The 24865-nt window shown below is 72.8% G+C and carries 22 protein-coding genes and 4 tRNA genes; 10 read left to right on the top strand and 16 right to left on the bottom strand.

Features of this window, described 5'->3' with window-relative positions:
- The first annotated feature begins 184 nt into the window (after nucleotides 1-184).
- Nucleotides 185-1177 carry a suppressor of fused domain protein gene (locus tag D7044_RS28135; RefSeq protein ID WP_120680778.1) on the top strand — a complete coding sequence of 331 codons (993 nt, stop codon included), beginning with the start codon at nucleotides 185-187 and terminating at the stop codon, nucleotides 1175-1177.
- 40 nt (nucleotides 1178-1217) lie between these two features.
- Here the strand turns inward: D7044_RS28135 and D7044_RS28140 are convergent, their stop codons facing one another.
- A complete protein-coding gene (locus D7044_RS28140; RefSeq protein ID WP_120690692.1) occupies nucleotides 1218-2492 on the bottom strand; it encodes a hypothetical protein in 1275 nt (424 codons plus the stop codon).
- A gap of 194 nt (nucleotides 2493-2686) precedes the next feature.
- Here D7044_RS28140 and D7044_RS28145 point away from each other — a divergent pair, with 194 nt between their 5' ends.
- From D7044_RS28145 to D7044_RS28165, 5 genes are all read left to right on the top strand, one after another.
- Nucleotides 2687-3052, top strand: coding sequence for an ADP-ribosylation/crystallin J1 (locus D7044_RS28145; protein ID WP_120690693.1), 366 nt, complete (start codon nucleotides 2687-2689; stop codon nucleotides 3050-3052).
- Between the two features lie 103 nt (nucleotides 3053-3155).
- Nucleotides 3156-3704 (top strand): RNA polymerase sigma factor, encoded by a 549-nt coding sequence (locus tag D7044_RS28150; RefSeq protein ID WP_120680784.1) that lies wholly within the window; start codon nucleotides 3156-3158, stop codon nucleotides 3702-3704.
- Between the two features lies 1 nt (nucleotide 3705).
- Nucleotides 3706-4743 carry a CU044_5270 family protein gene (locus D7044_RS28155; protein WP_120690694.1) on the top strand — a complete coding sequence of 346 codons (1038 nt, stop codon included), beginning with the start codon at nucleotides 3706-3708 and terminating at the stop codon, nucleotides 4741-4743.
- Between the two features lie 65 nt (nucleotides 4744-4808).
- Entirely contained in the window at nucleotides 4809-5219 is a 411-nt protein-coding gene (locus D7044_RS28160; RefSeq protein WP_120680788.1) for a cupin domain-containing protein, read from the top strand.
- Between the two features lie 212 nt (nucleotides 5220-5431).
- Nucleotides 5432-6322, top strand: coding sequence for a universal stress protein (locus tag D7044_RS28165; RefSeq protein ID WP_120690695.1), 891 nt, complete (start codon nucleotides 5432-5434; stop codon nucleotides 6320-6322).
- Between the two features lie 95 nt (nucleotides 6323-6417).
- Here D7044_RS28165 and D7044_RS28170 read toward each other — a convergent pair whose 3' ends face one another.
- From D7044_RS28170 to D7044_RS28225, 12 genes are all read right to left on the bottom strand, one after another.
- Nucleotides 6418-7131 carry an alpha/beta fold hydrolase gene (locus D7044_RS28170; RefSeq protein WP_120690696.1) on the bottom strand — a complete coding sequence of 238 codons (714 nt, stop codon included), beginning with the start codon at nucleotides 7129-7131 and terminating at the stop codon, nucleotides 6418-6420.
- A 122-nt stretch (nucleotides 7132-7253) separates the two neighbouring features.
- Nucleotides 7254-8018 (bottom strand): DUF427 domain-containing protein, encoded by a 765-nt coding sequence (locus D7044_RS28175; protein WP_120680794.1) that lies wholly within the window; start codon nucleotides 8016-8018, stop codon nucleotides 7254-7256.
- Nucleotides 8019-8135: 117 nt separating this feature from the next.
- Nucleotides 8136-9338 carry a vWA domain-containing protein gene (locus D7044_RS28180; protein ID WP_120690697.1) on the bottom strand — a complete coding sequence of 401 codons (1203 nt, stop codon included), beginning with the start codon at nucleotides 9336-9338 and terminating at the stop codon, nucleotides 8136-8138.
- Nucleotides 9338-10507, bottom strand: a complete 1170-nt coding sequence (locus tag D7044_RS28185; protein ID WP_411711006.1) for an AAA family ATPase — start codon at nucleotides 10505-10507, stop codon at nucleotides 9338-9340. Before D7044_RS28185 ends, D7044_RS28180 begins: the two co-directional genes overlap by 1 nt.
- Nucleotides 10504-12162: an ankyrin repeat domain-containing protein gene (locus D7044_RS28190; RefSeq protein ID WP_120690699.1), complete on the bottom strand. Its 1659-nt coding sequence runs from the start codon at nucleotides 12160-12162 to the stop codon at nucleotides 10504-10506. The genes D7044_RS28185 and D7044_RS28190 overlap by 4 nt, the downstream gene beginning before the upstream one ends.
- Nucleotides 12159-13295: a leucine-rich repeat domain-containing protein gene (locus D7044_RS28195; protein WP_120690700.1), complete on the bottom strand. Its 1137-nt coding sequence runs from the start codon at nucleotides 13293-13295 to the stop codon at nucleotides 12159-12161. The genes D7044_RS28190 and D7044_RS28195 overlap by 4 nt, the downstream gene beginning before the upstream one ends.
- Nucleotides 13292-14641: an SDR family NAD(P)-dependent oxidoreductase gene (locus tag D7044_RS28200; protein WP_120690701.1), complete on the bottom strand. Its 1350-nt coding sequence runs from the start codon at nucleotides 14639-14641 to the stop codon at nucleotides 13292-13294. The genes D7044_RS28195 and D7044_RS28200 overlap by 4 nt, the downstream gene beginning before the upstream one ends.
- Nucleotides 14642-14665: 24 nt before the next feature.
- Nucleotides 14666-14738, bottom strand: a tRNA-OTHER gene (locus D7044_RS28205).
- A gap of 36 nt (nucleotides 14739-14774) precedes the next feature.
- Complete coding sequence (locus D7044_RS28210) at nucleotides 14775-16334, bottom strand: ankyrin repeat domain-containing protein (protein ID WP_120690702.1); 1560 nt, start codon at nucleotides 16332-16334, stop codon at nucleotides 14775-14777.
- Between the two features lie 26 nt (nucleotides 16335-16360).
- A tRNA-Ser gene (locus tag D7044_RS28215) sits at nucleotides 16361-16433 on the bottom strand.
- Nucleotides 16434-16460: 27 nt separating this feature from the next.
- A tRNA-Asp gene (locus D7044_RS28220) sits at nucleotides 16461-16536 on the bottom strand.
- Between the two features lie 31 nt (nucleotides 16537-16567).
- A tRNA-Gly gene (locus D7044_RS28225) sits at nucleotides 16568-16640 on the bottom strand.
- Nucleotides 16641-16701: 61 nt separating this feature from the next.
- Here D7044_RS28225 and D7044_RS28230 point away from each other — a divergent pair.
- Nucleotides 16702-17220 carry an HAD domain-containing protein gene (locus D7044_RS28230; protein WP_120690703.1) on the top strand — a complete coding sequence of 173 codons (519 nt, stop codon included), beginning with the start codon at nucleotides 16702-16704 and terminating at the stop codon, nucleotides 17218-17220.
- A gap of 66 nt (nucleotides 17221-17286) precedes the next feature.
- Here D7044_RS28230 and D7044_RS28235 read toward each other — a convergent pair whose 3' ends face one another.
- Nucleotides 17287-17751: a MarR family winged helix-turn-helix transcriptional regulator gene (locus tag D7044_RS28235; protein WP_233565152.1), complete on the bottom strand. Its 465-nt coding sequence runs from the start codon at nucleotides 17749-17751 to the stop codon at nucleotides 17287-17289.
- A 107-nt stretch (nucleotides 17752-17858) separates the two neighbouring features.
- Here D7044_RS28235 and D7044_RS28240 point away from each other — a divergent pair, with 107 nt between their 5' ends.
- The gene (locus D7044_RS28240; protein WP_120690705.1) at nucleotides 17859-18275 is read left to right on the top strand and encodes an SRPBCC family protein; all 417 of its coding nucleotides are present in this window, start codon (nucleotides 17859-17861) and stop codon (nucleotides 18273-18275) included.
- A gap of 115 nt (nucleotides 18276-18390) precedes the next feature.
- On the opposite strand, the gene D7044_RS28245 is transcribed toward D7044_RS28240, so the two are convergent.
- Nucleotides 18391-21621: a S8 family peptidase gene (locus tag D7044_RS28245; protein ID WP_147434733.1), complete on the bottom strand. Its 3231-nt coding sequence runs from the start codon at nucleotides 21619-21621 to the stop codon at nucleotides 18391-18393.
- Between the two features lie 183 nt (nucleotides 21622-21804).
- Here D7044_RS28245 and D7044_RS28250 point away from each other — a divergent pair, with 183 nt between their 5' ends.
- Together D7044_RS28250 and D7044_RS28255 are read left to right on the top strand one after the other, a co-directional pair.
- Complete coding sequence (locus D7044_RS28250) at nucleotides 21805-22305, top strand: SigE family RNA polymerase sigma factor (RefSeq protein ID WP_120690707.1); 501 nt, start codon at nucleotides 21805-21807, stop codon at nucleotides 22303-22305.
- Nucleotides 22298-23026, top strand: a complete 729-nt coding sequence (locus tag D7044_RS28255) for a hypothetical protein (RefSeq protein WP_120690708.1) — start codon at nucleotides 22298-22300, stop codon at nucleotides 23024-23026. Before D7044_RS28250 ends, D7044_RS28255 begins: the two co-directional genes overlap by 8 nt.
- 9 nt (nucleotides 23027-23035) lie before the next feature.
- Here the strand turns inward: D7044_RS28255 and D7044_RS28260 are convergent, their stop codons facing one another.
- On the bottom strand, nucleotides 23036-24847 hold the full coding sequence (locus tag D7044_RS28260; protein ID WP_120690709.1) for a glycoside hydrolase family 15 protein: 1812 nt from the start codon (nucleotides 24845-24847) through the stop codon (nucleotides 23036-23038).
- Nucleotides 24848-24865: the final 18 nt, after the last annotated feature.

The following is a 24865-nucleotide window of genomic DNA, read 5'->3' on the forward strand; positions in this document are numbered from 1 at the left end:
GGGTCCGGTCCGATCCCCGCTGCGGCCCTACGGGTGCGAGCTGACGGGCGGAACAGCCGCGACCGGCGGTCCCTCCGGTCGCACGTACGGCCTCCTCGGACACTGCCGGTAGCGACGGCGGTGCCGCCTGGCGGCCGAGCGGGTCGGGGCGTCGCGCCCGCCGTCGGCATGGTCTGATCTTGCGATGACCTCCGAAGCGCCCGGCTGGGACGCCATCGACGCTCGCCTCGCCGAGCTCTACCCCGATGTCGAGCCGAAGCACTACGGCACGCTGCACCGATTCGCCCTGGGCGGCCCGGACCCGCTCGACGGCGTCAGCTTCTACCCACGTGACGAGCCGGTGCCGCATTGGCACGTCGTCGGGTACGGAATGAGTGAGCTGTACGCCAAGGAATCCGACAACCCCGACGAGTCGGGCTGGGGCTTCGAGTTCACCATCCGGCCCGCCCGCGACATCGGCGAAACCGAGCCGCCGATGTGGGCGGCGAGTCTGCTGCAGAACCTCGCCCGCTACGTCTTCAGCAGCGGCAACTGGTTCGAGCCGGGCCATCACATGAACGCGAATGGACCCATCCGGCTCGACTACGAGACCGAGCTGACCGCGCTGGCCTTCACCGAGGACCCGGAGCTGGGAACGATCCCCACGCCGCACGGCCGCGTGCAGTTCCTGCAGGTGGTCGGTCTGACCGGCGACGAGTATGCGGCAGCTCGGCAGTGGGACACCGACGGTGTGCTGCACTTGTTCGCCGAACGGGTACCGATGCTCGTCACCGACCTGGACAGGCCATCGATCACGGATGATCCGGCGGTGCGGGCCGCGATCGAAGAAGGCCGCGCCCGCGACGGCTCGTCCACCGGACTACTCATGATCGCGGGCTTCGACTGGACCGCCGAGCAGGACACCGTCCGCCTGCGGTTTGCGGACGTGACGACCACCATGGTGGCCGAAGCGGTACGCGATCGGCTGTCCCACGGCCGCGTACTGCTCCTCGACAACACCTCCACCCGCGTGGTTCTGCAGAGGGCGGAGGTCTTCGCCGCTCGGCGACCAGACGACGGCCTGCTGGAGGTGGACCTGCCGGCGGAAGCCGTCGCCGCCCTGCCTGACGTGCTGGTGCCGGGCGTCCATCCGGTTCCCGGCACCAGCCACCTCGTCGTCGAGGTATCGACCGACTGACCACCCCCGCGGCCATGCTCAGCGCGGCCGTCGGGCACTCTCAAAGCCGGTCGTACTGACTCCGCAAGAGCGTGTTGACCCGAGCAACGTCGGTCGTTCCGGGCTGCGCCTCGGTGATGAGCAGGACCACGTCACCCCGTTGGGCAACGCCGTCGACCCGGACCCGGTCCTTGTCGTCGCGGGCCGCATCGACGAACGAATGAGCCCCTTGCAGGCCGGGAATCTCCGTACTGTCGCTGCCGGTTCTCTCCTGCGTCCGAAGGCCATAGGTGTACAGGAACCCGCTCGCGTCATCGTCCGAGCTGAACTGGATCAGCGTCACCGTCACCGAGACCCCGTCCGGCTCGACCCAGCCGCCCATCACGGCGCTACGCATACCGAGCAGCGTGAACACGTCTGCCGGCCCGGCATCGATCAGCTGCGTCACCTGGCTCACGCTGAGCTGTCCGTCGCTGGCCTGGACCTCGGCGTTGAAGGTCGAGCCGACCGGGGCGGTCACCAGAAATTCCCGGAGGTCACCGGAGTGGTCCCGAGGCGTGGCCGGCCGATGCAGCGCCAACCAGACACTCGCCCCTGCTGCGACCACCGCAACGACCACTCCGAGAACGAGGGCGGTAATCGGGCCACGGCGCCGCCACCACGGCACCCAGACCGGTCGCGCGGACCATCCGGTAGTGACCGGCGGCCGCGACGCGGGCGCCTGCGTACCGACCGTCGGCTCCGGGGCGTGCGCCGCCGACCCCGACACGGACCCTGGCCGAAGGGCCGATGCCTGTGACGTGGACCGTTCCGCGCGGGCCCGTACAGGGGCCGTGAGCGCCGCCACAGCCGCGGTCACCAGCAGCACGCCGAGCAGCGCCAGCAGCGCCCCGGACCGGATGTCGGCCCTGGGGTAGTCGCTCGCCCGCAGGCCGCTCGCCTCGACAGCCGGTCGACCGATGTCGAGGACCAGGAAGACGATCGCGAGGTCGACGAGGCAGACGAGACGAAGCAGGGTTCGCCGCCAGCCCGGCTTGACCCAGCCTGCGGCGAACGCCCCGAACAGCATCAGCCAGCCGACGTACAGCGGAACTGCCGTCTCCGACAGGTCGAGGAGGCGATACGTCCGCAGAGGCTGCTCCGGATCCTGCCCGAACAATCGATCGAGCGCGCTCCCGGCCAGCACCGCGACCCACGGTAGGAAGTGGGCGCCGATCAGCGCCGCCAGGGCCAGTACGGCCAGCGCAAGCGCGCCAATGTGTTGACCGGGGCGCGCCACGCGAGGCGGCGCCTCGGGCGCGGCGTCCACCTGTGCCGCCGAAAAGCTGATCTCCACGCGGGCATGATGACAGTGCCGATCGTGATCGTCCATCCGCTTGCCGCTACGGCCACGTATGGTCGGTGGCCGCCAGGCATTGAGCCGGCACCGGCCACCGCGTCTTACCCGGAAGTCGCGGTGGGGCGGCAGGAAACCGTTGGCCGCTGCGAAGATCCCACCGCTAACCTGCCCCGACCAGGAAGGAGACAGCGGTGAGCGAGACGATGACCCTGTGGCGGCCCACCGGTCCCAAGGAGCTGGACCTCGTACGCGCCTCCGGCTGGACAGCGTGGCCGCCGCGCCTGCCGGACCAGCCGATCTTCTACCCGGTACTGAACGAGCAGTACGCGATCATGATCGCCCGGGACTGGAACGTGCCCGCCTCGGGCGTCGGCTACGTCACGCGGTTCAAGGTCGATCGGGAGTTCGCGTCCAGGTACCCGGTTCGGCAGGCCGGCGGTCGCGACATCCTCGAACTGTGGGTGCCGGCCGAGGAGCTCGACGAGTTCAACCAGCACATCGTCGGGCCGATCGAGGTCGTCCACGAGTTCCGACCCGTCGGCGGGGCACCGGGGTGAGCGGTTCGCGTTCTCCGGCAGGCCAGCGCCGCTGACAGGCAACTCCTTCGTTGCTGGGTGTGATGTTCCGGTTGATGCCGGACATAAGCCCGTAGGAGGTGCCATGGACGTGGCGAAGCAGCACTTCACCGAGCTGTACGAACGTCATCACGGTGACGTGTGGCGGTACGTCGCTCGGCGGATCGTCGCGTCCGACGTCGGCGACGTCGTTGCCGAGGTCTTCCTCGTGGCCTGGCGTCGGTTCGGCGACGTGCCGTCCGGGTCGGCGTTGCCGTGGCTGTACGGGGTGGCCCGGCTGGTGCTGGCGAACGAGGCCAGAGGTCGTCGGCGGTGGCAGGAGTTGACGCTACGGGTGGCGGCGGAGCCGGACCGACTGGTCATGGTGGACCACGCGGACGGGGTGGCCGGCCAACGCGACGTCGTGGTGGCCTTCGGCCGGTTGTCCGGCGGCGACCAGGAGATCCTGCGGTTGGTCGCCTGGGAGCGGCTGACCGCCGCGCAAGCGGCGGCCGTGCTCGGCCAGTCCCGGGCGGCGTTCGCGATGCGGCTGCTGCGTGCCCGCCGGCGGCTCCGGGCGCAACTCGGCGCGACCAGTGACGTGGTCGAGCCGAGGCCGTCGGCGGCGCCGTCGATGTCGAATCGAGGTGGATGACGTGAAAGTCACCGACGAGGTACGGCAGATGCTGGGCGGCCTGGACCCGGCCCGGAACATCCCGCCTCCCGAAGAGAGCCGTCGCGAGCGGGACCTCGCCCGGATCCTCGCCACGGACCGCGCGGCGGAGACGGGCCGCCGAGCGGTTCCCCGTCGTCGGTTCGTGCTGGCGGCGGCCGGCGCGGTGGTCGTGGCGGCCGCCGGTGCCGTGGTGGCGGTCGAGACGTACCGCCAGCCGCCGCCCGCCTACGCGGCCACCCCGGCGATGCTCAGCTACGGGCCGCCGGCGAGCACGGAACCGGCGAGCATCCGGCTTCGGCGCCTGGCCACCGTGGCGGCGGCACAGCCGGTGCCCGCGCGGCCGGCCGGGACGGTGGAGCACCTGGAGTCGGCGAACTGGTTCCTGAACTCGTCCATCTCGGTCGGTCGGACGGCGTCTGCCGTCGTACCGCAGCAGTGGCGGTCCTGGCGCACCGACGACGACGCCGGCCGCATGGTCCGACGGGATCTGCCGCCGGTCTTCCGGTCCGACGCCGACCGCAGGCAGTGGCGGAAGTGGGGCGGCCGCCTCGGGTCGTCGGAGGAGGTACGCGACTACCCACCGGGCGAGTTCTACAGCGTTCTCCGCGGTGAGGTGCCGGCGCGTGCCGACCTGCTACGGCACTGGCTCAGCGCGGATACGTCGGCGGTGCCGGCGCCCGTGCAGTACCTGGAGGATGTCGCCCAGCTGGTCGGCGTGCGGCTGCTGAACCCGGCTCAGCGCGCCGCGGCGCTCACCCTCCTCGCGGACCTCCCGGGCATCACGGTGACCGGCACCGTCACGGACCGCGCCGGACGGGTCGGTGAGGCCTTCTCGATCACGTCCGACGCGCACGGTCTGCCCGCCCAGTACACCGTGATCGTCGATCCGCGCTCCGGCGCCCTGTTGGGGTACGAAGAGCTGCTCACCACGACAGCCGGGAAGCTGAACGTGACCATCCCGGCGGTGATCACCTACCGCTCCTACCTGACGGCCGAGTACGCCCCCATGCCCCGCTGACGGGCTGTCACAAACAGGGAAGCCGTCTTGTCGTTCCGATAGACAGTCTCTGTTTGGAGGAACGCATGAGTGGTGAGCACGCACACCTGCCCCCGGGTGTCGAGGTGATCACGACCCAGCCGGAGGCGACGGCCGGGATCCCGGCCGGCGCGGAGGCGAGGACCATCCGGGTCACGCTGCAGCCCGGTGACCCGGGCGCGCCGCCGCACCGGCACCCCGGGCCGCTCTTCGGCTACGTGACCCAGGGCGAGATCCTCTTCGAGCTGGAGGGGCAGCCGCCCCGGGTGCTCAAGGCCGGTGACGCCTTGTTCGAGCCCGGCGGCGACGTCATCCACTACCAGGGCGCCAACAACCTCCCGGATGCCCAGTCGCAGCTGGTGGTGACCATGTTCGCGCCGCCCGGCTCCCCGGTGCTGACCGTGGTCAGCGCCGAGGAGCTGGCCGAGCGGCGGCACCTGCGATACACCCAGCCCTGACCGGCGCCGGCATCCCGATCTCCCGTTGAGCCGGTCGTAGCGGCCTCCGGCGCCGGCGAACTGCTTCTGCCGGCGATCGACGGCCAGGGGCCGCAGCGATGACGCGGCGGCTCGGACCGACCACGTCCAGGCGAGTCACCACCCCGTGCGCGCAACCTCCGTCGACGACGACTGACAGGTCGCGGCATGCCCCCTGTTGAAAGAGAGAAGTAATGACGATCAGTGCTGGCGCCCCTGTCGTGGTGGGTGTGGACGGCTCCACCGTCGGGTTGGACGCGGTACGGGTGGCGGCCCGAGAGGCGGCCCAGCGGCGGCGGCCGTTGCGGGTGGTGCACGCCTTCATCTGGCCGCTGATGGGTGTGTCGGGTCGCCCGGCGCCTGGCGGTCCGGTGGGTGGCGGTCTGCGGCATCAGGCTGAGCGGTACGTCGTGGAGGCGGTCGCCGAGGCCGGAAAGGTCGCGCCGGAGGTGCCGGTCACCGGCGCCGTCGTCGACGGTGAGGCGGCCACGGTGATGTTGGCGGCATCCCGGCAGGCCGCGCTGGTGGTGCTCGGGCACCGTGGCCTGGGTGGGTTCGCCGGCCTGCTGATCGGCTCGGTGACGGTGCAGGTCGCTTCCCGGGCGCTCTGTCCGGTGCTGGTGGTCCGGGGTGAGCCGCGGGCCGACGGTCCGGTGGTGGTGGGCGTGGACGGCTCGGAGTTGTCCCGTGCGGCGGTCGGGTTCGCGTTCGAGGAGGCCGCCTACCGGGACGTCCCGCTGGTCGCGGTGCACGCCTGGCGTTACCCCACGCCGCTCGGTTCCGGCGACTTCGTGCCTCTGACGTACGACGTGGACGCGTACGGCGACGAGGTGGGTCGGGTCCTCGCCGAGTCGGTCGCCGGTTACGCCGAGCGTTATCCGCAGGTGGCTGTGCGGTACCGGCCGGTGCGCGGCACCGCGGCCCATGCACTGACGCAGGTGTCGAAGAGCGCCCAGTTGATGGTGGTCGGCGCGCACGGGCGCGGTGCGCTGGGCGGCCTGGTGCTCGGCTCGGTCAGCCACGCGGTGCTGCACCACGCGCACGCCCCGCTCGCCGTCATCCGCCAGGCAGCCGGCCGGCCCTGACCAGTCGCAGTGCCGAGCAGGGACGTCCACATCGGCCGTGCCAACAGGCGAGCAGCTGGAGCCGGCCGTAGTGGCCGGCTCCAGCTGGCTCTGGTTCAGGCCGCGACGGCGTCGAGGATCGCGGCGGTGACCGCGTGGGGCTGGGAGACGGTGAGCGCGTGGGAGGCGCCGGCGATCTCGCGTACGTCCTTGGCGCCGGCCCGGTCGGCCATCTGCCGGTGCAGGGCCACCGGGATGCAGAGGTCCTGGTCGCTGTAGACGAACCAGGAGGGGAGCGCCCTCCAGGCGGGAGTGTCGGTCGGCAGGCCGGTGGTGAGGGCGATCTCGGTGACCGGGCGTTGGGTTGCGCTCATCACGGCGGCCTGAGCGGCTGAGGTGTCGGCGGCGAACTGGTGGTGGAAGGCGTCGGGGCGAATAGCCAACTCGACTCCGCCGGTCGTGACCGGGCGCGCGGTCAGCGTCTCGCCGAGGGTGCTACCGGGGAACCTGGTCGACAGCTCGAACGCGGACTCGCCGTGGTCCGGGGCGAACGCGCAGACGTAGACCAGGCCCGCGACCTTGTCGTGGCCGGTAGCAGCCTCGGTGATCACCATGCCGCCGTAGGAGTGGCCGACGAGCACCACGGGGCCGTCGACGGCGGCGATCACGTCGCTTAGGTAGGCAGCGTCCCCGGGCAGGCTGCGCAGCGGGTTGGCGACCGCGATCACGGGTACGCTGCTCGCCTGTAGCTGCTCGACGACTCCCGCCCAGCTTGCGGACTCGGCGAAAGCGCCGTGGACGAGGACCACGGTTGGCTTCTGGTTGGTCATGATGTCCTCCTGGCACGCCTCTTGCTTGTCGGCAGCCGAGACAGCGCAGGTACGGGACTTGTGACAGGGGTGTGCTCGCCATCACCGATGGCGCTTGGGCGGGGCGTGCTGGACCGACGCGATCAGGAGAAGTGCGTCTTCGGCCGGGCCAGCCGCTCCCCGTCGACGATCAGGTCGACCTTCTCGTTGTAGAAGGCGATGAGCCCGGCGATCGGCAGCAGCGCCCCGGTGGGGAACTCGTACGACCAGGCCAGGTCCGGATGGATCGTGCCGTTGCCACGGACGGACCAGTATTGGCTGGTCCGGCCCTTGTACGGGCAGGCGGTCCTGGTCCCGGACGGGACGAGGTGCGCGAGGTTCACCTCGGTGCGGTTGAGGTAGTACCGGGTCGGCAGGCCGGTCTCGAAGAGCAGCACCGGCGACGTCGACTCGGCCAGGACGATCCCGTCGAGCTCCACCCGGACGCGGCGGGTGGAGCGCAGCGCGTCCACCCGCGCGTACGGGTTGCGGGGATGAACGAAGACCTCCTCGTCCTCCTCGAACCAGCTGTCCAGGGCGGCCCAGTCGAACCGGACGGTCTCCGCCAACCCGGGTAGCGCGTCGTCGCCGTACCAGCGGACGGACGACGGGCGGGAGGTCTCGCCCAGTCGTACGCCGTGCACCCGTCCGGTCCCGCACCGGATCCGTTCCGTGCGGTGCTCGTCGATCAGGATGCTGCGGTTCACGTCGTCGATCGGGATGTAGTAGTGGGGGTAGAAGGGCCACTCCCACACGTACTGCGCCCGTCGGGTGTCCAGCACCAGCTCACCCGCGAGGTACGCGCGGAGCCGGCGGGGCACCGGCTCGACGCGGTCGTCCGGGACGAACGCTCTCGGGTAGTCCGGCACTTCTCCTCCGTTTCACAGCAACTGGGTCGGGAGAGGTACTGGCTCAACGATCAGCAGGCCCAGCGTGTCGCGCCCGCTGCGGCACTACGACCCCGGCGGCGACCCGGGCCGTCCAGGTCAGGGTGTCGCCGGCCGACCGGCCTCGGCCAGCTCGTCGATGCGTACGGTGGCGATCCACTCCGGCGGGGTCGGCGCGTCCATCCCGATCAGGCCCGCGATCAGCCGGGCGGACTCCAGCGGCGCCGCCGGCCAGGGCGTGTACCCGTCGGTGAGTACCACGATGATCTGCGGTCGGTGCCGCAGCGCCTCGTCGACGCCGACCCGCATGTCGGTGCCGCCGCCTCCGGCGAGCCGCACCTCGCCGATGTTGTGCACGGCGCGCACCACGTGGACGGCGGCGTCGCAGGAGAGCACGGTGACCCGGTTACCGCCGATACCGACGGCCCGCAGCACCCCGCTCACCTCGGCCAGCGCCGCCGCGAGCCGGCCGTCCGACATGGAGCCGGAGGTGTCCACCACGATCGCCACCCGGGGCACCGGTTGCCGCAGCCGGGGCAGCACCACTCCGCGCATCGACTGGGAGCGTCGCGACGGCCGCTGGTAGGTGTAGTCGACCGCGCCGCCGGCCCACGCGGCCGCTTCCCGTACCGCGCCGCTGAGGGCCCGTCGCCAGTCGACGGTGGGTTCCAGCACGGCGTCCGCCCACCGTCGCCAGCCCGCCGGCACGTCGCCCCGGGCGCGGGACGCGGAGCGGATCTGCTGGGCGCTGTCGCGGCGGATCGCGCCCGCCTCCACCTCGCTGACCCCCTCGCCCCCGCCGTCGCCGGTCTCCCACGGCCGGGCGACCCCGTGGGCGCCGGAACCGCAGTCGTGCCCGCCGGTCACCTCGGGTGGAAGCAACGTCAGGTAGCGCTCGAAGAGCAGCCCGGACGGCAGGCTATAGGTCTTCGGTTCCAGCCGGCCGGGGGGCAGTGGCAGCCGGTCGGCGAGGAGGTCGTCGTTGATCTCGCAGTCCTGGGCCACGTTGATCCGATGATGGTCACGGCCCTGTGCGGCGGCGAGCCGGTCGGCTCGGGTGTGGTGGTCGCGCAGCAGGTGGGCGACCTCGTGGATCCAGACCGCGGCGAGCTGCGGCACGGGCAGCTCCGAGACGAAGTCGGGGTTGACGTAGCAGCGCCACCGCCGGTCGACGCCCATCGTCGGCACGGCCCGGGACTCGACGACGGTGACGCTGTAGAGCGCCGAGGCCAGGTAGGGCCGGTCCTGCGCGGCCCGGAACCGGGCGGCGAGCAGCTTCGTCCGGTCCAGCGCCGGGCTCATCAGCTCAGGCGTCCGGAGAGGTGCAGCACCTCCGCGAAGGCGTCGATCGCCGCGGGTACGGGCCAGGACGGTTGGCGGAGGGCGGCGAGGTCCATCGCCGCGCGGGCGGCCACGTCCGGCACGCCGGCCTTCACCGCCTTCTCCAGCACCACCCAGGCGGCCTCCCAGCGTCGCTCGTCGACCCGGCCCTGCACGGCGGAGATCACGGCGGTGAGGAAGGCGAGCTGCCGGTCGCCCCGTTCCGGCAGCGTGAAGGCGTCGGGGTCGGCCAGCACCCGCTCCGGGTCGGGCAGGTCGAGGTTGTCCAGGTAGGTGACGAACTCCAGGCCGGCGCCGTCGCCCACCGCGCCGACCAGCGTCAGCGACAACGCCTCGCGGCCGGTGCCGCTGCAGTGGTGGAAGGTGAGCAGCCGCAGCGCCATCTCCCAGGTGCGCGGCGACGGCCAGGCGCCGCCGCGAGCCTCCGCGTCGGTGGGCAGGTGGTGGGCCAGCCCGGGCCGGGCGGTGAGGAAACCGGCGACGGCGCCGCGCGCCCGGGCCAGCGCCGACGCGGCCCGGGCCGGTTCGACCGTCGGCACGGTCACCGCCGGCCAGGTGCCGGCCAGGCCCCGCGCCACGGTGCGGGGGTCGTGCGTCCAGTGCAGGTGTACGAAGCGGTTGGCCAGCGGCGGCGCGAGGTGCCAGCCGTCGGCGGCGCTGGTCGGCGGGTTGGCCGCGGCGACGATCCGCACGGCGGCCGGTAGGTGCAGGCTGCCGATCCGGCGTTCCAGCACCACCCGCAGCAGCGCCGCCTGCACCGCCGGCGGCGCGGAGGAGAGCTCGTCGAAGAAGAGCAGCCCGGTGCCGCCCCGGGCCAGTCGTACCGCCCAGTCGGGCGGCGCCATCGGCACCCCGTCGGTGGCGGGGGAGTCGCCGACGATCGGCAGCCCGGAGAAGTCGGACGGCTCGTGCACGCTGGCGATCACGGTCTCCAGCGGGGTGCCGAGCCCGTCGGCGAGTTGTTGCAGGGTGGCGGACTTGCCGATGCCCGGCTCGCCCCAGAGCAGCACCGGCAGGTTGGCCGCCACCGCGAGGGCCAGCGCCTCGACCTTCGGGTCGCGGGCCGGCTCGGAGCGCCAGTCGCGGGTGGCGGCGACCAGCGCGTCGGCGTCGGCGAGTCGAGCGTTCACTGCTCCATCCACTCCTCGAGGATCTGCAGGATCAGGCGCGGGCCCGGAGGCTCCTCGTCGTCCTCTTCGTGCATCTCGACCTTGTAGCCGGCCACCTCGACGGCGCCGAACCCGTTCTCGTCCTCCACGGTCGGGTCCGCGCCGGCCTCCAGCAGGGCGCGGACCATCTCCGGGGTGCCCCCGTCGCCGGCCGCGACGTGCAGCGCGGTGCGCTTGCGGCGGTCCTGCGCGTCGACCGGTACGCCCGCGTCGACCAGCCGGCCGACCAGGGCGGCGTCGTCGAGGGAGCGGACGTGGTGCAGCAGCGTTCCGCCGCGGCCGTCGCCCATCCGCGGGTCGAGTCCGGCGTCCAGCAGCGCGGCCAGCGCGGCGGTGCCGCCGTGCTGGATGCGCAGCAGCACTTCGCGGCGGAGCTGCTTCAGCGGTCGGGGCAGGTGGTCGGTCGAGCCACGCCAGGCCGCCACCGCACTCAAACAGCCGGCGACCTGCCCGCCCAGACCGCCGAGCAGCTGCTCGCGGCGAACCTCCTCCGGCGGGTGCGACGTCGGGTCGAGCCGGCCGTCGGCGTGCCGCAGCGTGTGCCACTCGCCCCGGCACCGCACCGGGACGTCCCGGCGCAGGTCTATCCGGTCGTGGGCGGGCGCCGCCGGGGTGGCCGGGAAAAGCACCTCGCGGACCAGGGGGTGCAGCTCGGCCGGGTCGAGCAGGCCGTGCCGGATCAGTTCGAGGTCCGCCGGTCGCTGGTAGACCGGGCCGGCCAGCACGGGGGAGTAGTAGTGCTGCCGGTCGTAGTCGAGCAGTCGCGCCGTGACGCGGTGCGGCTCGTGGCGTACCTCGGCCGTCGGCTGCTCGTCGTGCCGGATGACCAGCCGGTCGAGGTCGTAGCGCTCGCGCAGCCGGGTCAGCTCGGCGGCCAACCCCACCGGCAGGGCCAGTTCGATCAGCGCGGTGGCGAGGTAGTTGCGGCGGCGCCCCTCTGGTGGGGTGGTGTCGAGGTCCACGCCGGCCGCCGACCAGGCGCCGACGGGGTCGCCCGCGGCGATCAGCCGGTCGAAGACCTCGGCTCGGGTCGCCGGATCCGCCTCATCGACCTGCGTCGGGTACGCCTCGAACGGCCGCACCGACCCGTCGGCCTCGAAACCCGGCAGGCGTTGCGGCGTGCCGCCGTACGCCGCGCGGAGCCCGTCGACGTGCTCGGTGCTCCAGAACACCGGCGGTAGGTCCGGCCAGCCGGGGTTCGCCTCGGCGCCGGCCCGCACCTCCAGCCGCAGTCGCTGCGACCCGTCCACCGTCTTCGGGGCTCGTAGCACCAGGATCGCGTCGTCGGCGCCGATCCGTCCCGCGCGGGTCGACAGCAGCCAGTCGTGGTGGGTGGCGAGGCTGGTGCGCCCGCCGAGGACCCGGGGTAGGTGCCAGCGCAGCAGGTCCGGGGCGAGCGCGGCCAGGTCCGCCTCGACGAGGTCGGCCTGCCGGGCCCCGTGGGCGCGGCGCACCTCGGCCAGGTCGAGGTCGACGTCGATCCGGCCGGCGGCGCAGCCTGCCCGCCAGTCGCCGTCGGCGCGGGCGGCCGCCGCCGCCTCGATCATCGCCGGTGGTACGGCGTACCGGCGGATGCGCTGCCAGACGGGCAGCTCGGCAAGGGTCGGTTGGTTCACCGGTAGACGCTCGCGATCGCCTGGATGTCCTCATGGGGCAGCGGTGCGGGTTGCTCGGCGAGCAGAGCCGCGGCCCGGCGGCGCTGCTTGCGGGGCACCCCGCCGTTGATGCCGAGGTAGCGCAGCGTCGGATGTCCCTCGATCGCCGCGACGAGTCGCCGGGCTCCTCGACCGCCGATCTCGGTACGCCGCACGTCGAGCCGGCGCAGCCGGGCACCCGGCAGCGCCTCGGCGAGCGCCTCCGCCCCGTCGTCACCGACCACGTTGCCGTGCGCGCCGAGGGCTCGTTCGGACGGTGGCCGGGCCAGGTCCAGCGCCTCCCAGGCGGCCAGGTGGCGGGTCAGCGCCGCGACCCCGGCCGGGGTGATGCCGTTGCCGCCGAGGCCGAGGGTCATCGGCACCCCGTCGGCGAGGTCGGCCAGCGCGGCGACCCCGGTGTCACCGAGGTGGTTGGCGGCCAGGTAGAGCTCGCGGACGCCGGCGGCGTGGATGAGGGTGCCGAGCACCGGCACCGCGTCCGGGCCGAAGCCGTTGCCGCCGAGGAAGAGCCGCTGCACCGGGACCGGCCGCTCCGCCAGCGCCGCCGCCAGCATGGTCAGTCCGCGTACGGTCATCCCCACGTTGACCAGGTCCAGGGTGCGCAGGGTGGTGTTCGTCCGGAGGGCGTCGGCGAGCCGGCGCACCCCGTCGTCGCCGACCGGGTTGCGTTTGAGCCAGAGCGCCCGGAGCTGGTCGTCGGCAGCCAGCCGCTCGGCCAGGGCGGTCACGCCGGTGGAGTCGATGAGGTTGCAGCCCAGGTAGAGGGTGTGCAGCCGGTGGCCGGGGCGCAGCGCGTCGGCGACCGCCCGCGCGCCCGTCTCACCGAGCGCGTTGGTGCCGAGCAGCAGGTGCCGGACCAGCGGCGAGTCGACAGCCGCCGCCACGATCCGGGCGGTCTGCACCGGGCCGACGCCCTGCTTGCAGAGGTCGAGGCGGCCGTCGGCGCGGACGGTGCCGCGTGGGTACACCTCGCTGTCGGCGATCGGGGCGGGCGTGGCCAGGCGGGCCAGCAGCGGGTCGAAGTCGGCCGGGTCGGCCAGGCCGGCGGTGGGGTCGGCGATGATCGGGCAGCGCACCGGCGTCGGATCGGTCACCAGGGCACACTCCGGTAGTCCTTGAGGAACTGGCCGCTCACCGGCGCGCCGGTGACCCCGCGTACCACCGGGTCGTAGATGCGGGCGGCGCCGTCGATAACGTCGAGCGGGGGGCGGAAACCGTGCGCACGCTGGTGGCTCTTGCTCGGGTGCGGGCGTTCGTCGGTGACCCACCCGGTGTCCACGCTGTTCATGTGGATTCCGCCGGTCAGGTAGTCGGCGGCGACCGTGCGGACCAGCATGTTGAGCGAGGCCTTCGCCATGTTGGTGTGCGGGTGGCGGACCGTCTTGCCGGCCCGCGAGTAGCTGCCCTCCATCGCGGAGACCTGCACGACGTGGCGCTGCGGATGCGGGCTGGCCTCCATCACCGGACGCAGCCGGGAGGTGAGCAGGAACGGCGCGAAGGCGTTGACCACGTGCACCTGCAACCACTCGTGCGGAGTGACGTCCGCGTCGCGCAGCACCCACGAGTTGACCTCCCGCAGGTCGAGCGGCTGCCCGGTCTCGTCGGTCCGCCCGGCTGGGAAGTACGCCGCCAGCAGCGCCGGCAGGCCGGCCGGTTCGACTCGGGCGGGGGCGGCGCCCACCGCGATCCGGGCGGCCGGCCCGGCCAGCGGCGTCGCCTCGGCCTCGCGTACCTCCCGGTGGTAGGCCGGTGGCCGCCACAGCGTCTGCGCGGCGTTGTTGACCAGGATGTCCAGCCCGCCGAACCGCTGCCCGACCAGCGCCACGAAGTCCAGGGTGGCCGGCAGGTCGAGCAGGTCGAGGCCGTGCACGTAGAGCCGGTCGGCCCAGTCGGCGCTGTCCGGCACCGCGGCGTAGCGGCGGGCGGCGTCACGCGGGAAGCGGGTGGTGACGATGACCTGCGCGCCGTCGCGGAGCAGCTTCAGTACGGTGTGGAAGCCGATCTTCACCCGGCCGCCGGTGACCACGGCGGTGCGGCCGGTCAGGTCGCAGCGGGCGTGCCGGCGGACCCGGTTCTCCCGGGCGCAGTCGGGGCACATGAGGTGGTAGTCGGCGTCGACGCTTCGGTACACGGCCTTGCAGACGTAGCAGCAGCGGTCCCGGCGCAACGTGCCGACGCTGCTGTCGCCGGGGGAGGGCTCGACCGGTTGCGGGGTCGGGTCGGGGATCTCGTCGTGGAACCGGGTGGCCGCGGCGAGGATCGCCCGGTCGGCCGACCGGGTGGCCGCCTCGCGGCGCGCCTTCGCCCGCTTCTTCACCCCACGCGCTGCTGCGCCGACGGCACGTTCGAGCGTCTGCCTGGCGTGCTCGTCGAGGTCGGGGTCGTCGAGACGGGCCAGCACGGCGAGGCAGGTCGCCAGCTCGTCCTGTTCGACAGACACCCTGCCTCCCTGTGGGTTGTGCGGCGAGACCGGCCGGATTCGAACCGGCGTCCTCCAGCTTGATGTCAAGGCGCGTCGACCTCTGCGCTACGGCCTCGCCGCGCGGCAGCATAACCAACCGCACCGACAAAGATCAGCCCCGGCGGCGGGTCTCCTGCAACAGTCGGGCCGGGGTGCGGTTCGAACCGTTCACGGCGCGCCGGTCCGCACCCGCGTCGACCAGGGCGGTCATCACGTCCTCGGCTCCGGCTGCGGCGGCCCGGTGCAGCGGCGTGTCGCCCTCGCCGTCGCGGGCGTCGAGCGAGAGGCCCGCGGCCAGCAGCGCCGGCAGGGCCCGGACGTGGTCCAGGTGCGACAGCCAGTGCAGCAACGTGCTGCCGGTTCCGTCGCGCAGCTCGGGGTCCAGACCCGCTTCGACGAAGGCCAACACGGTGTCGGTGTCGCCGTGGAAGAGCCGGGCGTGCAGGTCGCTGCGGGTTCGGCGGATCTCCCTCGGCACCGGCTTGGCGCCGGTCCGCCAGGCGCGTACCGCGTTCGCGCAGCCGTTGATCGAGCCGCCGAGCTGAGCCAGCAGCAGTTCCCGCTCGATCTCCGCCGGGTCGTGCCGGGTGGCGGTGAGGTGCCCGCCGGTCAACCGGAGCAGATGCCAGTCGCCGCCGCAGCGGACCCGGAACTCCTTGCCGGTCTGCGATCGTGTCACCGGGCGACGCTGGTCGCGGTCGGGGAAGAGCGCCTCGTGCACCAGCGGATGCAGTTGGTCTGCGGTCAACGCGCCGCTACGCAGCAGCGCCGCCTCCGACGGCGCCGGCACCCCGACCAGTGGCCCCGGCAGCTTGTACGCCGATGGATGGGCGTACAGGCGCAGCACGCCGTCGTCCTCGGCGACCGCGAGCTGCGCCGCGAACCGCAGCGACCGGTGGCCGTAGCGGTGCGCCAGCCGCCGGTACTCCGCCGCGAGCAGCGGCAACGTCGACGCCGACCGGGTCAGCTGGTGGGTGACCAGGAACGCCGAACCGTACCGGGGTGGGGTGTGGTCGACGACGAAGCCGGCAGCCTGGTAGGCGGCCAGCACCTCGCCGGCCTCCAGCAGCGCGGTCAGCGTCTCCATGGCGGCGGCCCGATCGGCAGGCTCGCCCGGGCTCGTCTCGTCCGGCGCGTACGGACGGCCGTCCGGGTGATGCCACGGCAGCCGCTCCGGCGACGCCCCGTACGCCCCCCGCCGCTCCACTGACGCCTGCGCGTGCCAGCACCAGTCGGGCAGGTCCAGCCAGCCGTCGCCCACTTCGGCCGCGTCGATCACCCGTAGCCCCAGCCGTTGCGGCGCCCTGACATCCGCCGGGAGCGACACCACCAGCACCGCGGCGCGGCCCGGGCGGGTCGGGAACGGGACGTTCAGCCGGGAGAGCACCACCTGCTGCCGGGGCACCAGGGCCAGCGTGTCCATCCGGGGCAGGAACCGGCGCAGCAGGTCCGGCGCGAAGCCGTGCAGCTCCGCCTCGATCCGTTCCGCCTCGCCCGCGCCCCACCGGCGGGCCACGTCCGGCAGGTCCACGTGCGGGTCGACCATCCCCGCCGCGCAGACGCCACGCCAGTCCCCGACGGCCCGACGTTTTCTGATGGAGGCCACCATGGCCGGCGGCGACACCAGCGAGAGCCGGCGTACCTCTCTGTCGTGCGTCCGTCGGCGCCGCACCTGACCGTCCTCTCCCCGTCGTGCGGGCGGACCGGCCGGATTCGAACCGGCGTCCCCCTCCATAGCAGGGAGGTGCGTCGACCTCTGCGCTACGGCCCGCCGCGGCGCAGTGTAGACGGAGGACGGTGGGCGGGCCGACCGGATTCGAACCGGCGTTCCCCTCCCTGATCAGGAGGTGCGACGACCTCTGCGCTACGGCCCGCCGCCGCGCAGTGTAGACGGGAAGCTGAGGAGCGGGCCGACCGGAATCGAACCGGCGTCCTTCGTCTGGGAAGTACGACGCGTCGACCTCTGCGCTACGGCCCGCCGCCGCGAGTGTAGAACCGGTTCACCGCGCGGGAGTGTCCCGGATACGGTTCGACCCGTGATGCCCGGCTCGGTAAATCGTCACTTGCTCTTCCTCGATGTGGACGGACCGCTGATCCCGTTCAACGCCCGCCCGGGGCGGCGCAGACCTGCCCCGGCACTGTCGCGGGACGTCATCGGCAATCCGCTGCTCGATCGGCTCGATCCGGCCGACGGTCGGCGGCTGTCGGCCCTCGGATGCCAACTGGTCTGGGCGACAACGTGGATGGCGGAGGCGAACGAGGTCATCTCGCCACTGCTCGGGCTCCCTGACCTGCCGGTGGTCGAATGGCCGGACGGCGACGAGGAGCCGGAGCGCGGCGTGCACTGGAAGACCCGCCACCTGGTCCGGTGGGCGGCGGGACGTCCGTTCGTCTGGCTCGACGACGAGACGACAGATGTCGATCGGCGATGGGTCGCGGCACACCATCCGACGCGGGCTCTGCTCCGCCGTGTCGACCAGTACGTGGGCCTCACCGATGCCGACTTCTCGGCCGTGCGCCGCTGGCTCGCACAGGAAACACAGCTGGACGCCCGCTAGCGCGGAGCCCTTCGCCGTCCTCGGTCGAGCTGATCCGCGTCGAGTGTTGAGGCGCGGGGGGCCGGCTCAGTCGACGACTTGACGGCTCTCCCGCCAGGCCTGCTGGTGGCCGGTGACCTCCTGTAGTGCCTCGCGGAACGCGGCGAAGCGCTGCTCGCCGAGGGTTCGCTCGAGGCGCTGCTCGATGGTGGCCAGGATGGCGCGAGCCTTGGCGATCTCGTCCAGGCCGTGTTCGGTGGGGACGATGCGTTTCGCGCGGCGGTCGGCGGGGTCGGGCTCGCGGCGTACGTAGCCGAGGCTGACCAGCTCGTCGACGATCGTGCCGATGATCTGTTTGTGTTGGCCGGTCCGGGCCGCCAGGTCGGTCGCGCGGACGCCTTCGGCGTCGAGGAAGGCGAGCACCGAGCCGTGGCGTGGGCGGACGTCGGGGTGCCCCTGCTCGGCGAGGGTCTCGAAGAGCTCGTTCTGCAACGCCCGCATGAGCTGCCCGGTCAACATTCCCAGGTCAGGGTGGTGCTGTGCGGTGTCCACCGAATCGCCTCCGAAACTAGTCACGATGCTTGACTATCAAGGAATATGACTATACCGTGGTCTCAGTTGATCCCCCAAGCCAGCCCGTGCAGACGGAGGAGATTGCCATGAGCGCAACCGGCCACGACTACGCCATCACCCGCACCCTCGACGCCCCGGTCGAGAAGGTCTGGGCCGCCTGGACCGACGCCGAGAGCTACGGCCAGTGGGCCAGCGCCGAGGAGGTCGTCCTGGACGTACGGCCGGGCGGTGCCTGGAGTTCGGTCATGGTCATCCCGGGCGGCGCCCGCATCCCGCTCACCGGCAGCTATACCGAGGTCGTGCCGAACGAGCGACTCGTGATGGGGATGAACGTGCCCGGCCGCGACGAGCCCGTCCTGATGGCCCTCGACCTGACGCCCGACGGCGACCGCACCAAGATCACTCTCTCGCAGACCTTCGACCGGGCCGAAGACCGCGACCAGTCCGAGCAGGGCAGCAACATGCTGCTGGACGGCCTGACCCGCTTCCTGGCCGCCGCCTGACCGACACGACCGCGCGGGGTGAGGAGAGCCCTCACCCCGCGCAGTCGTACTTCACCGGCATCTCCAGCTCCGACCGGCGGCGAGAGCGCCGAGTGCGAGCAGTCGCAGGCCCTGCTCAGGCGATCCGGTACGCCCGCTGGATCGTCTGCGTCACCGAGTTGTCGGCGGTGTCGGTGGCCGTCACGCGCAGCGACACGAAACCGGGCCGACGCGGATGGACGACGATTGCGACATCGTGGATCACCGGCAACGGGATCCACGTCTTGCCGTCGTCGAACGACGCGCTGACCCCGAGCGTCCGGTTGCCGGCGGCGGCCGAGCCCGCCTGCCGATCCAGGGCCACGGGGATGGTCGTCACCCGACCCGCCCGCGCCGTGTTCGTGTCGTCGAGCACCGGCGTCGGCCGGGCCGTCGTCAGAGGCAGCCGCTCCGGCTTCGACGTGTGGGCCGAGGTGAAGGTCCACGCCACCGAGACCGCCGTCGACAGGGTGTCCGGGGCGGCGCGGGTGACCGTCGCCTCCAGGCGGTACGTCGCCTTCTCGGCGGGTACGGAGAAGTCCGCCCACGGGCCGTCCGCGGTGGCGATCTCCTTGCCGTTGCGCAGCAGTCGGAGGCGGACCGGCAGGTCGTCGCGGCTGGCCGGCCGGCCGCTCGCGTCGGCGAACATCGGTGGTGCCGCGATCGAGATGGTGTCGCCGTCGCGGCCCGCGTATCCCAAAGGCGACCATTCGGGGGCGCCGGCCATGGTGGGTCCGAACGGCGCGGCGTTCCAGGTCCGGGTGTACGTCTCACCCGGCTTGAAGGTGGATTCCTGGGTCGTGACGTTGTCGCCCTCGGCGAGGGTGGACGTCCAGACGATTCCGCCGTCGGTGTTGTAGTACTCGGTGCCGTGGAAGGGCAGGTCGATCGGCGTGCTCGAACCGATCGGGCCGGGGCCGCCGGGGGCTGCCGCGCGGTGCAGGCGGACGCCGGTGGCGGTGGTGGACTGGCTGCGGTAGGTCGCCTTGACCGTGGCGAGGTTCTTCGGCGACAGCTTCCGGGTCAGTCCGGTGAACATGTCGCCCTTGAGCACGTAGGCCAGGTCGTAGGTGTAGGGGCTGTTGCGGAAGGTGCCGTCCTTGCCGGGGCGGGCGAGTCCGATGCCCAACGTCACGGCGAGTTCGGGGGCCGTGCCGGCCGGCCCGACCCGCCCGAAGAAGACGTTGGCGAACGACTCTCCGTCGAGCTGGACGCCCGGGTAGCGCAGGCCGTCGTTCCAGTTGGCGCTGATGTGGACGGCGAGCGGTGCGGCGTCGTGCTGGGGCAGGGTGAGCGAGACCGGCCGGGCCGTGCGGGCGTCGATCGCCTCGGTGATCGGGCCACGTACGTCGAGCACCGGCTGCACGAGCAGGCTCGACTTCTCGCCGTCGTTGATGGTGCTGTAGAGCGCGTAGCGGCCCTTGGGCAGCCGCAGGGTGCCTCCGCCCGGTTGCCCGTCGAGAGTGCTGAACTCGCCGGTCGTCAGGCTCGCCGCCACGGTCCGGTAGTCGGTGGCCGGTCGGCCGTCGCGGCCGGTGTGGTCGAGCCGTACGTCGTAGCTCTCGATCTCCCGGTTCAGCGCGAACGGCGTGCGTACCCGCAGGTCACCGGCGCCGGTCGCGGTCAGCGCGCCCTGGTAGACGCCGTCGGGGGCGTCCACGCGGGTGTCGACGGTGATGGTCGCCTCGGCGCGGCCGCCGGCCGGTACGACGAGGGTGGCCGGGCTGACCGTGAGCATGCCGGCCGGGGCCGGGGCGACGCTCAGCGACAGGGTGACCGGCGCGCTGCTCGTGTTGCGGTAGCCGACGACCTGGGTGATCGGCTTGTCGTCGGCGTGCGGCCAGCGCTGGACCGGGAAGTCGATCGCGGCGATGTCGGCGGCGATCGGCTGGGCGACGGCGCGACCGATGTCCACCCGGCCCGCGCCCTGCTCGTAGAGGCTCTCCTCGCCGGTGGGCTTGGCCGAGTCCATCAGCGCGGCCTTCAGCTGCGGGCCGGACCAGTCCGGGTGCTGCCCGGCGAGGATCGCGGCCGCGCCGGCCACGTGCGGGGTCGCCATCGACGTGCCCGACATGGGAACGTAGCCGCCGCCGGGGGCCGCGGCCACGATGTCGACACCGGGCGCGCTGATCTCGGGCTTGATGTGGTTGTCGCCGACCCGGGGTCCCTTGGCGGAGAAGTAGGCCCGCTGGTCGTCGGCGTCGACGGCGGCGACGGCGAGGGCGTCGTCCGCGGAGGCCGGCGTGTTGACCGACTTCGGCTTGCCCTCGTTTCCGGCGGCGACGACGAAGAGCGTGCCGTACCGGCGGCTCAGGTCCTGGACCGCGGTCTCCAGCGGGTCGAGCGCCGGGGTGTCGGTGTCGCCGATGCTCAGGTTGACCACGCGGGCCTGCGGCGCGGCCCACTGCATGCCGGCGATGACGTCCGAGTCCTGGCACTCGGTGGTGGCGCAGACCTTGCCGACGACCAGCTTCGCGCCCGGGGCGACGCCGCGGTACCGGCCGTCGGAGGCGGCGCCGGTGCCGACGATGGTCGACGCCACGTGGGTGCCGTGGCCGACCGTGTCGGCGGGGTCGTCGCCGCCGGTGAAGTCGCGCACCGTGGTGAGCTGTCCGGCGAAGTCGGGGTGGCCGGCGTCGATCCCGGTGTCGAGTACGCCGACGGTGACGCCGGTGCCGTCGAAGCCGGCCTGCCAGGCCGCCGGGGCGCCGATCTGCGGCACGCTGCGGTCCAGCGTCACCCGGCGCTTGCCGTCGAGCCAGACGGCGTCGACGCCGGCGGTGAGCGTACGGGCGGTCGGCGTCGCGCGGGTGAGGGACGACCAGAGCTCGGCCCGGTCGGTCCGGTCCGCCCGTACGGCGAGCGCGTGGGCGGCGGGCAGTTCGGCGCGTACCCGGGCGGAGCCCGCGACGGCGGCGGAGCGCGCCTGCGCCGGCTTGTTCTGCGGGTACGTGACCAGCAGCGGCAGCTCGGCGGTGCGGTCGTCGTAGCCGAACTCGCCGAGGACGGTGAGGTCGAACAGCCGCCGGTCGAGCCGACCGTCGCGCAGCAACGGTGCCGCGTCGGCCGGGATGACGTACTGGTGGCCGCCCTCCCGGCTGCTGACGAAGCGCATTCCGGTCCGTCCCGGTCCCCGCTGGATCTGCGGGTGGCCGTCGGCGTCCAGCGTCACCCGGTCCCCGGTGATCAGCGTGAAGGTGCCGCCGGGTCCGGTGACCGGGGCCGTCGGCTGCTCCTGCGCGCCGGCTGGGGTAGCCGACAGACCGGCCGCGGCCAGTGCGGTCGCGAGCACTGCGGCTGTCAGGGCGCGTCGTTGCCGTCGTCGCACATCGTCCTCTCCGCCACGGGTCCATCCCGGGTCGGCACGATGACGTCTGGCCCAATCCCCGGGTTGATCATCGACAGTGTGACGGGCGTCACAAATCGGCACCGCGCGCGTGGGGCTGATCCTCCCTACGGGGTTGCATGCGGCGGTGACCAGGGGACGAGGCTTCGAGGGGGCGCCGGTCGGATGCGTGACGCTGAGGAGTTCGACGCCCTCTACACGGCCTGCGCCGGCCGGATCGTGGGCCACCTCTATCTGCTGACCGGCAACCTCAACGAGGCGGAGGACGCCGTCGCCGAGGCGTTCACGCGGGCCTGGCAGCGCTGGCAGACGGTGCGGGAGGCGGACAGCCCGGAGGCGTGGGTACGACGCGTCGCCTCCCGGATCGCGGTGAGCAGCTGGCGCAAGGCGACGAACCGGATCCGCGCGCACCACCGGGCCGCCGTCGACCAGAGCGTTCCCGGCCTGAACGAGAACCACGTCGCGCTGCTGCAGGCGCTGCGGCGGTTGAGCGCCGACGAACGCCGAGCCGTCGTGCTGCACCACCTGAACGATCTCAGCGTCGCCGAGGTGGCCGCCGAGATGCAGCGGCCCGTCGGGACCGTCAAGACGTACCTTGCTCGCGGCCGCAGGGCGATGGCCGGGATGCTGACCGAGGAGCCCCAGGAGGAGGCGTCCCATGGCTGATCAGCGCGACGACCTCACGGCCATCGCCGACGGTGCGCGCCGGGTCACGAAGCTGCCCCCGGCGCAGGCGCTGCGCGAGCGTGGCGAGCGGCGTCGCCGCCGTCGGACCGCCGTCACCGGCGCCGGCCTGGCCGTGCTCGCCCTCGTCGCCGGGGGTGTGGTGCTGCAGGCGCGGGAGCAGCCGGACCGGAGCGTGGTGGCCCCGGCGGGGGAGGTTCCACCGTCGGCCGTCCCGTCGGTGACCGCGTCGGCGGGCCCGCAGGAGATCCTCGCCGGCCGGCGACGGATCGCGATCGTGGTGCCCGGGATGAACCGGGCGGTGCTGGCGGTCGACCCCGCCGGTGACCAGGTGCGGGCCGCCACCGCGCCCGGTGTCGACGACCGGGCGCAGTGGGTGCTGCGGCCCGAAGGGGACCGATTCCGGATCACGCTCGCCGAGCCGGGTGGCGCCGGCCGGAGCTGCATGACGGTGGTGCACGACGCCGCGCCGGGCAGCGTCCGCAACCGGGCGTGCGATCCGGGCGCGCAGGCGCAGCTGTTCACCATCGAGCAGGAGGCCGACGGGAGCTACTCGCTCTTCCAGGGCCGCCGGTACGTGCAGGTGGTCGACGGCACCAACGCCCTGGTGCCCGACCTACCGGAGGCGCTCACCACCACGTACGAGTTCGAGGACCGCGGCCCCGCCGCCGAGGAGCAGCCAGGAAGCGACCCCACCGGCTGAGCCTGACACCTAGGTGGGTGCGTCCCGGATGGCGAGCGCGGCCTGGACGAGCGCGGCGTGGGTCAGCGTCTGCGGGTAGTTGCCGAGGTGGGCGCCGGTCGCCGGGTCCAGCTCCTCGGCGTAGAGGCCGAGGGGTCCGGCGTGGTCGAGCATGGCCTGGAACAGCTCGACCGCCTCGACGCGCCGCCCGGTGCGGGCGAGGGCTTGAACGAGCCAGAACGAGCAGGGTAGGAACGCCCCCTCGGTGCCGGGGAGGCCGTCGCGTCCCGGCGGGTAGCGGTAGAGCAAGGGGCCGCTCGCGGAGAGCCGGTCGCGGATGGCGTCGATGGTGCCGCGTACCCGGGGCGAGTCGATGCTGTCGAAGTTCAGCAGCGGCAGGACGAGCAGGGCCGCGTCGAGCTCCGCTGAGCCGTAGCTGCGTACGTAGCTGACCGCGCTCGGGTCGAAGCCGCGGGTGCGGATCTCGACGGCGATCGCCTCCCGGGTCTCCTGCCAGCGTCGCCGGCGGCGCTCCGACAGGGGGTGCGTCTCGGCTATGGCCAGCGCCCGGTCCAGGGCCAGCCAGCCCATGAGCTTGGAGTGGACGTGTTGGGCCGGTTCGCGTACCTCCCAGATGCCGGCGTCGGGCTCCCGCCAGCATTGGGTGACCACGTCGGCGAATCCGCGTACCGCCCGCCACGTCTCCGAGTTGAGGCGACGCCCGGCCTGCACGAACGCCCAGGCGGCGTCGATCACCCAGCCGTAGCCGTCGAGCTGGTGTTGTCCGGCGGCGGCGTTGCCGGTCCGTACCGGGACGCTGCCGCGGTAGCCGGGCCAGCCGGGCACCTCCCGTTCCCGGGGGACGGTGCGCCCGTAGAGGGTGAACAGCGCTGGCAGGCGCGGACGCTGCAACCGGCTGGCGTGCAGCAGCCAGGCGAGGAACCCGTGGGCCTCTTCGGGTTTGCCGACGCTGAGGAAGGCGCTGACGCCGATGCTGGCGTCGCGGGGCCAGACGTAGCGGTAGTCCCAGTTGCGTTCCCCGCCGGGGTCCTCGGGCAGCGAGGTGGTGGGCGCGGCCACCGGTGCCCGCGACGGCGAGTAGGTCAGCAGCCGCAGGGTGAGCAGGCTTCGTACGACGTGTTCCCGGAAGGGCAGGGATTCGTCGATCTCGGCGGTCCAGGCCCGCCACCGCTGCTCGTCGGCGAGGAGCAGGTCCCAGGCGGCGCCCGGCTCCACGTGGATCAGCGGTTCGCGGTGGGCCACGGCCAGCACCAGGGTGACCGGGCGGCCGGGGTCGACAGTGATCCGGGTGGGTCGGCCCGGTTCGACGGCGAGTTCGGGGGTGCCGGCCAACGAGACCGCCAGGGAGCCCCACTGACAGACCAGGCCCTGAGGTCGCCGTTGGATCTGGGGGAGCCTGTGATGTTCACCGCGGCGGGGGTCGAACTCGACGACGGCGTCGATCGGCGCGTTCTGGGCCGAGAGTCGCCGCACGATCAGGGTGGTGGGCAACAGGCGGCCGCCGACCTCGGCCACCATGGCCTCGGTTAGGGTGAGCCGGCCGCCACCGACCGCCCAGGTCGTCTCCAGCGTGGCGGTGTGCTGCCGGTACCGCCGTTCGACCGGCGGCGCCGGTTCGGTGGGGCCGACCCGGAACGTTCCCGCGTCGGGGCCGCCGATCAGCCGGCCGAAGAGCGGCTCGCCGTCGAAGCGGGGTACGCAGAGCCAGTCGATGCCGCCGTCACCGGCGACGAGCGCGGCGGTGCGGGTGTCGCTGAGCAGCCCGTAGTCGCTGATCGGCGTGGGGTCCCGGGGCCACGCCGGGTGGGGTCCACCGGTCATGGGGATCGGTCCTCACCT

The organism is Micromonospora musae (genome assembly GCF_003626635.1).
GTDB lineage: Bacteria > Actinomycetota > Actinomycetes > Mycobacteriales > Micromonosporaceae > Micromonospora > Micromonospora musae.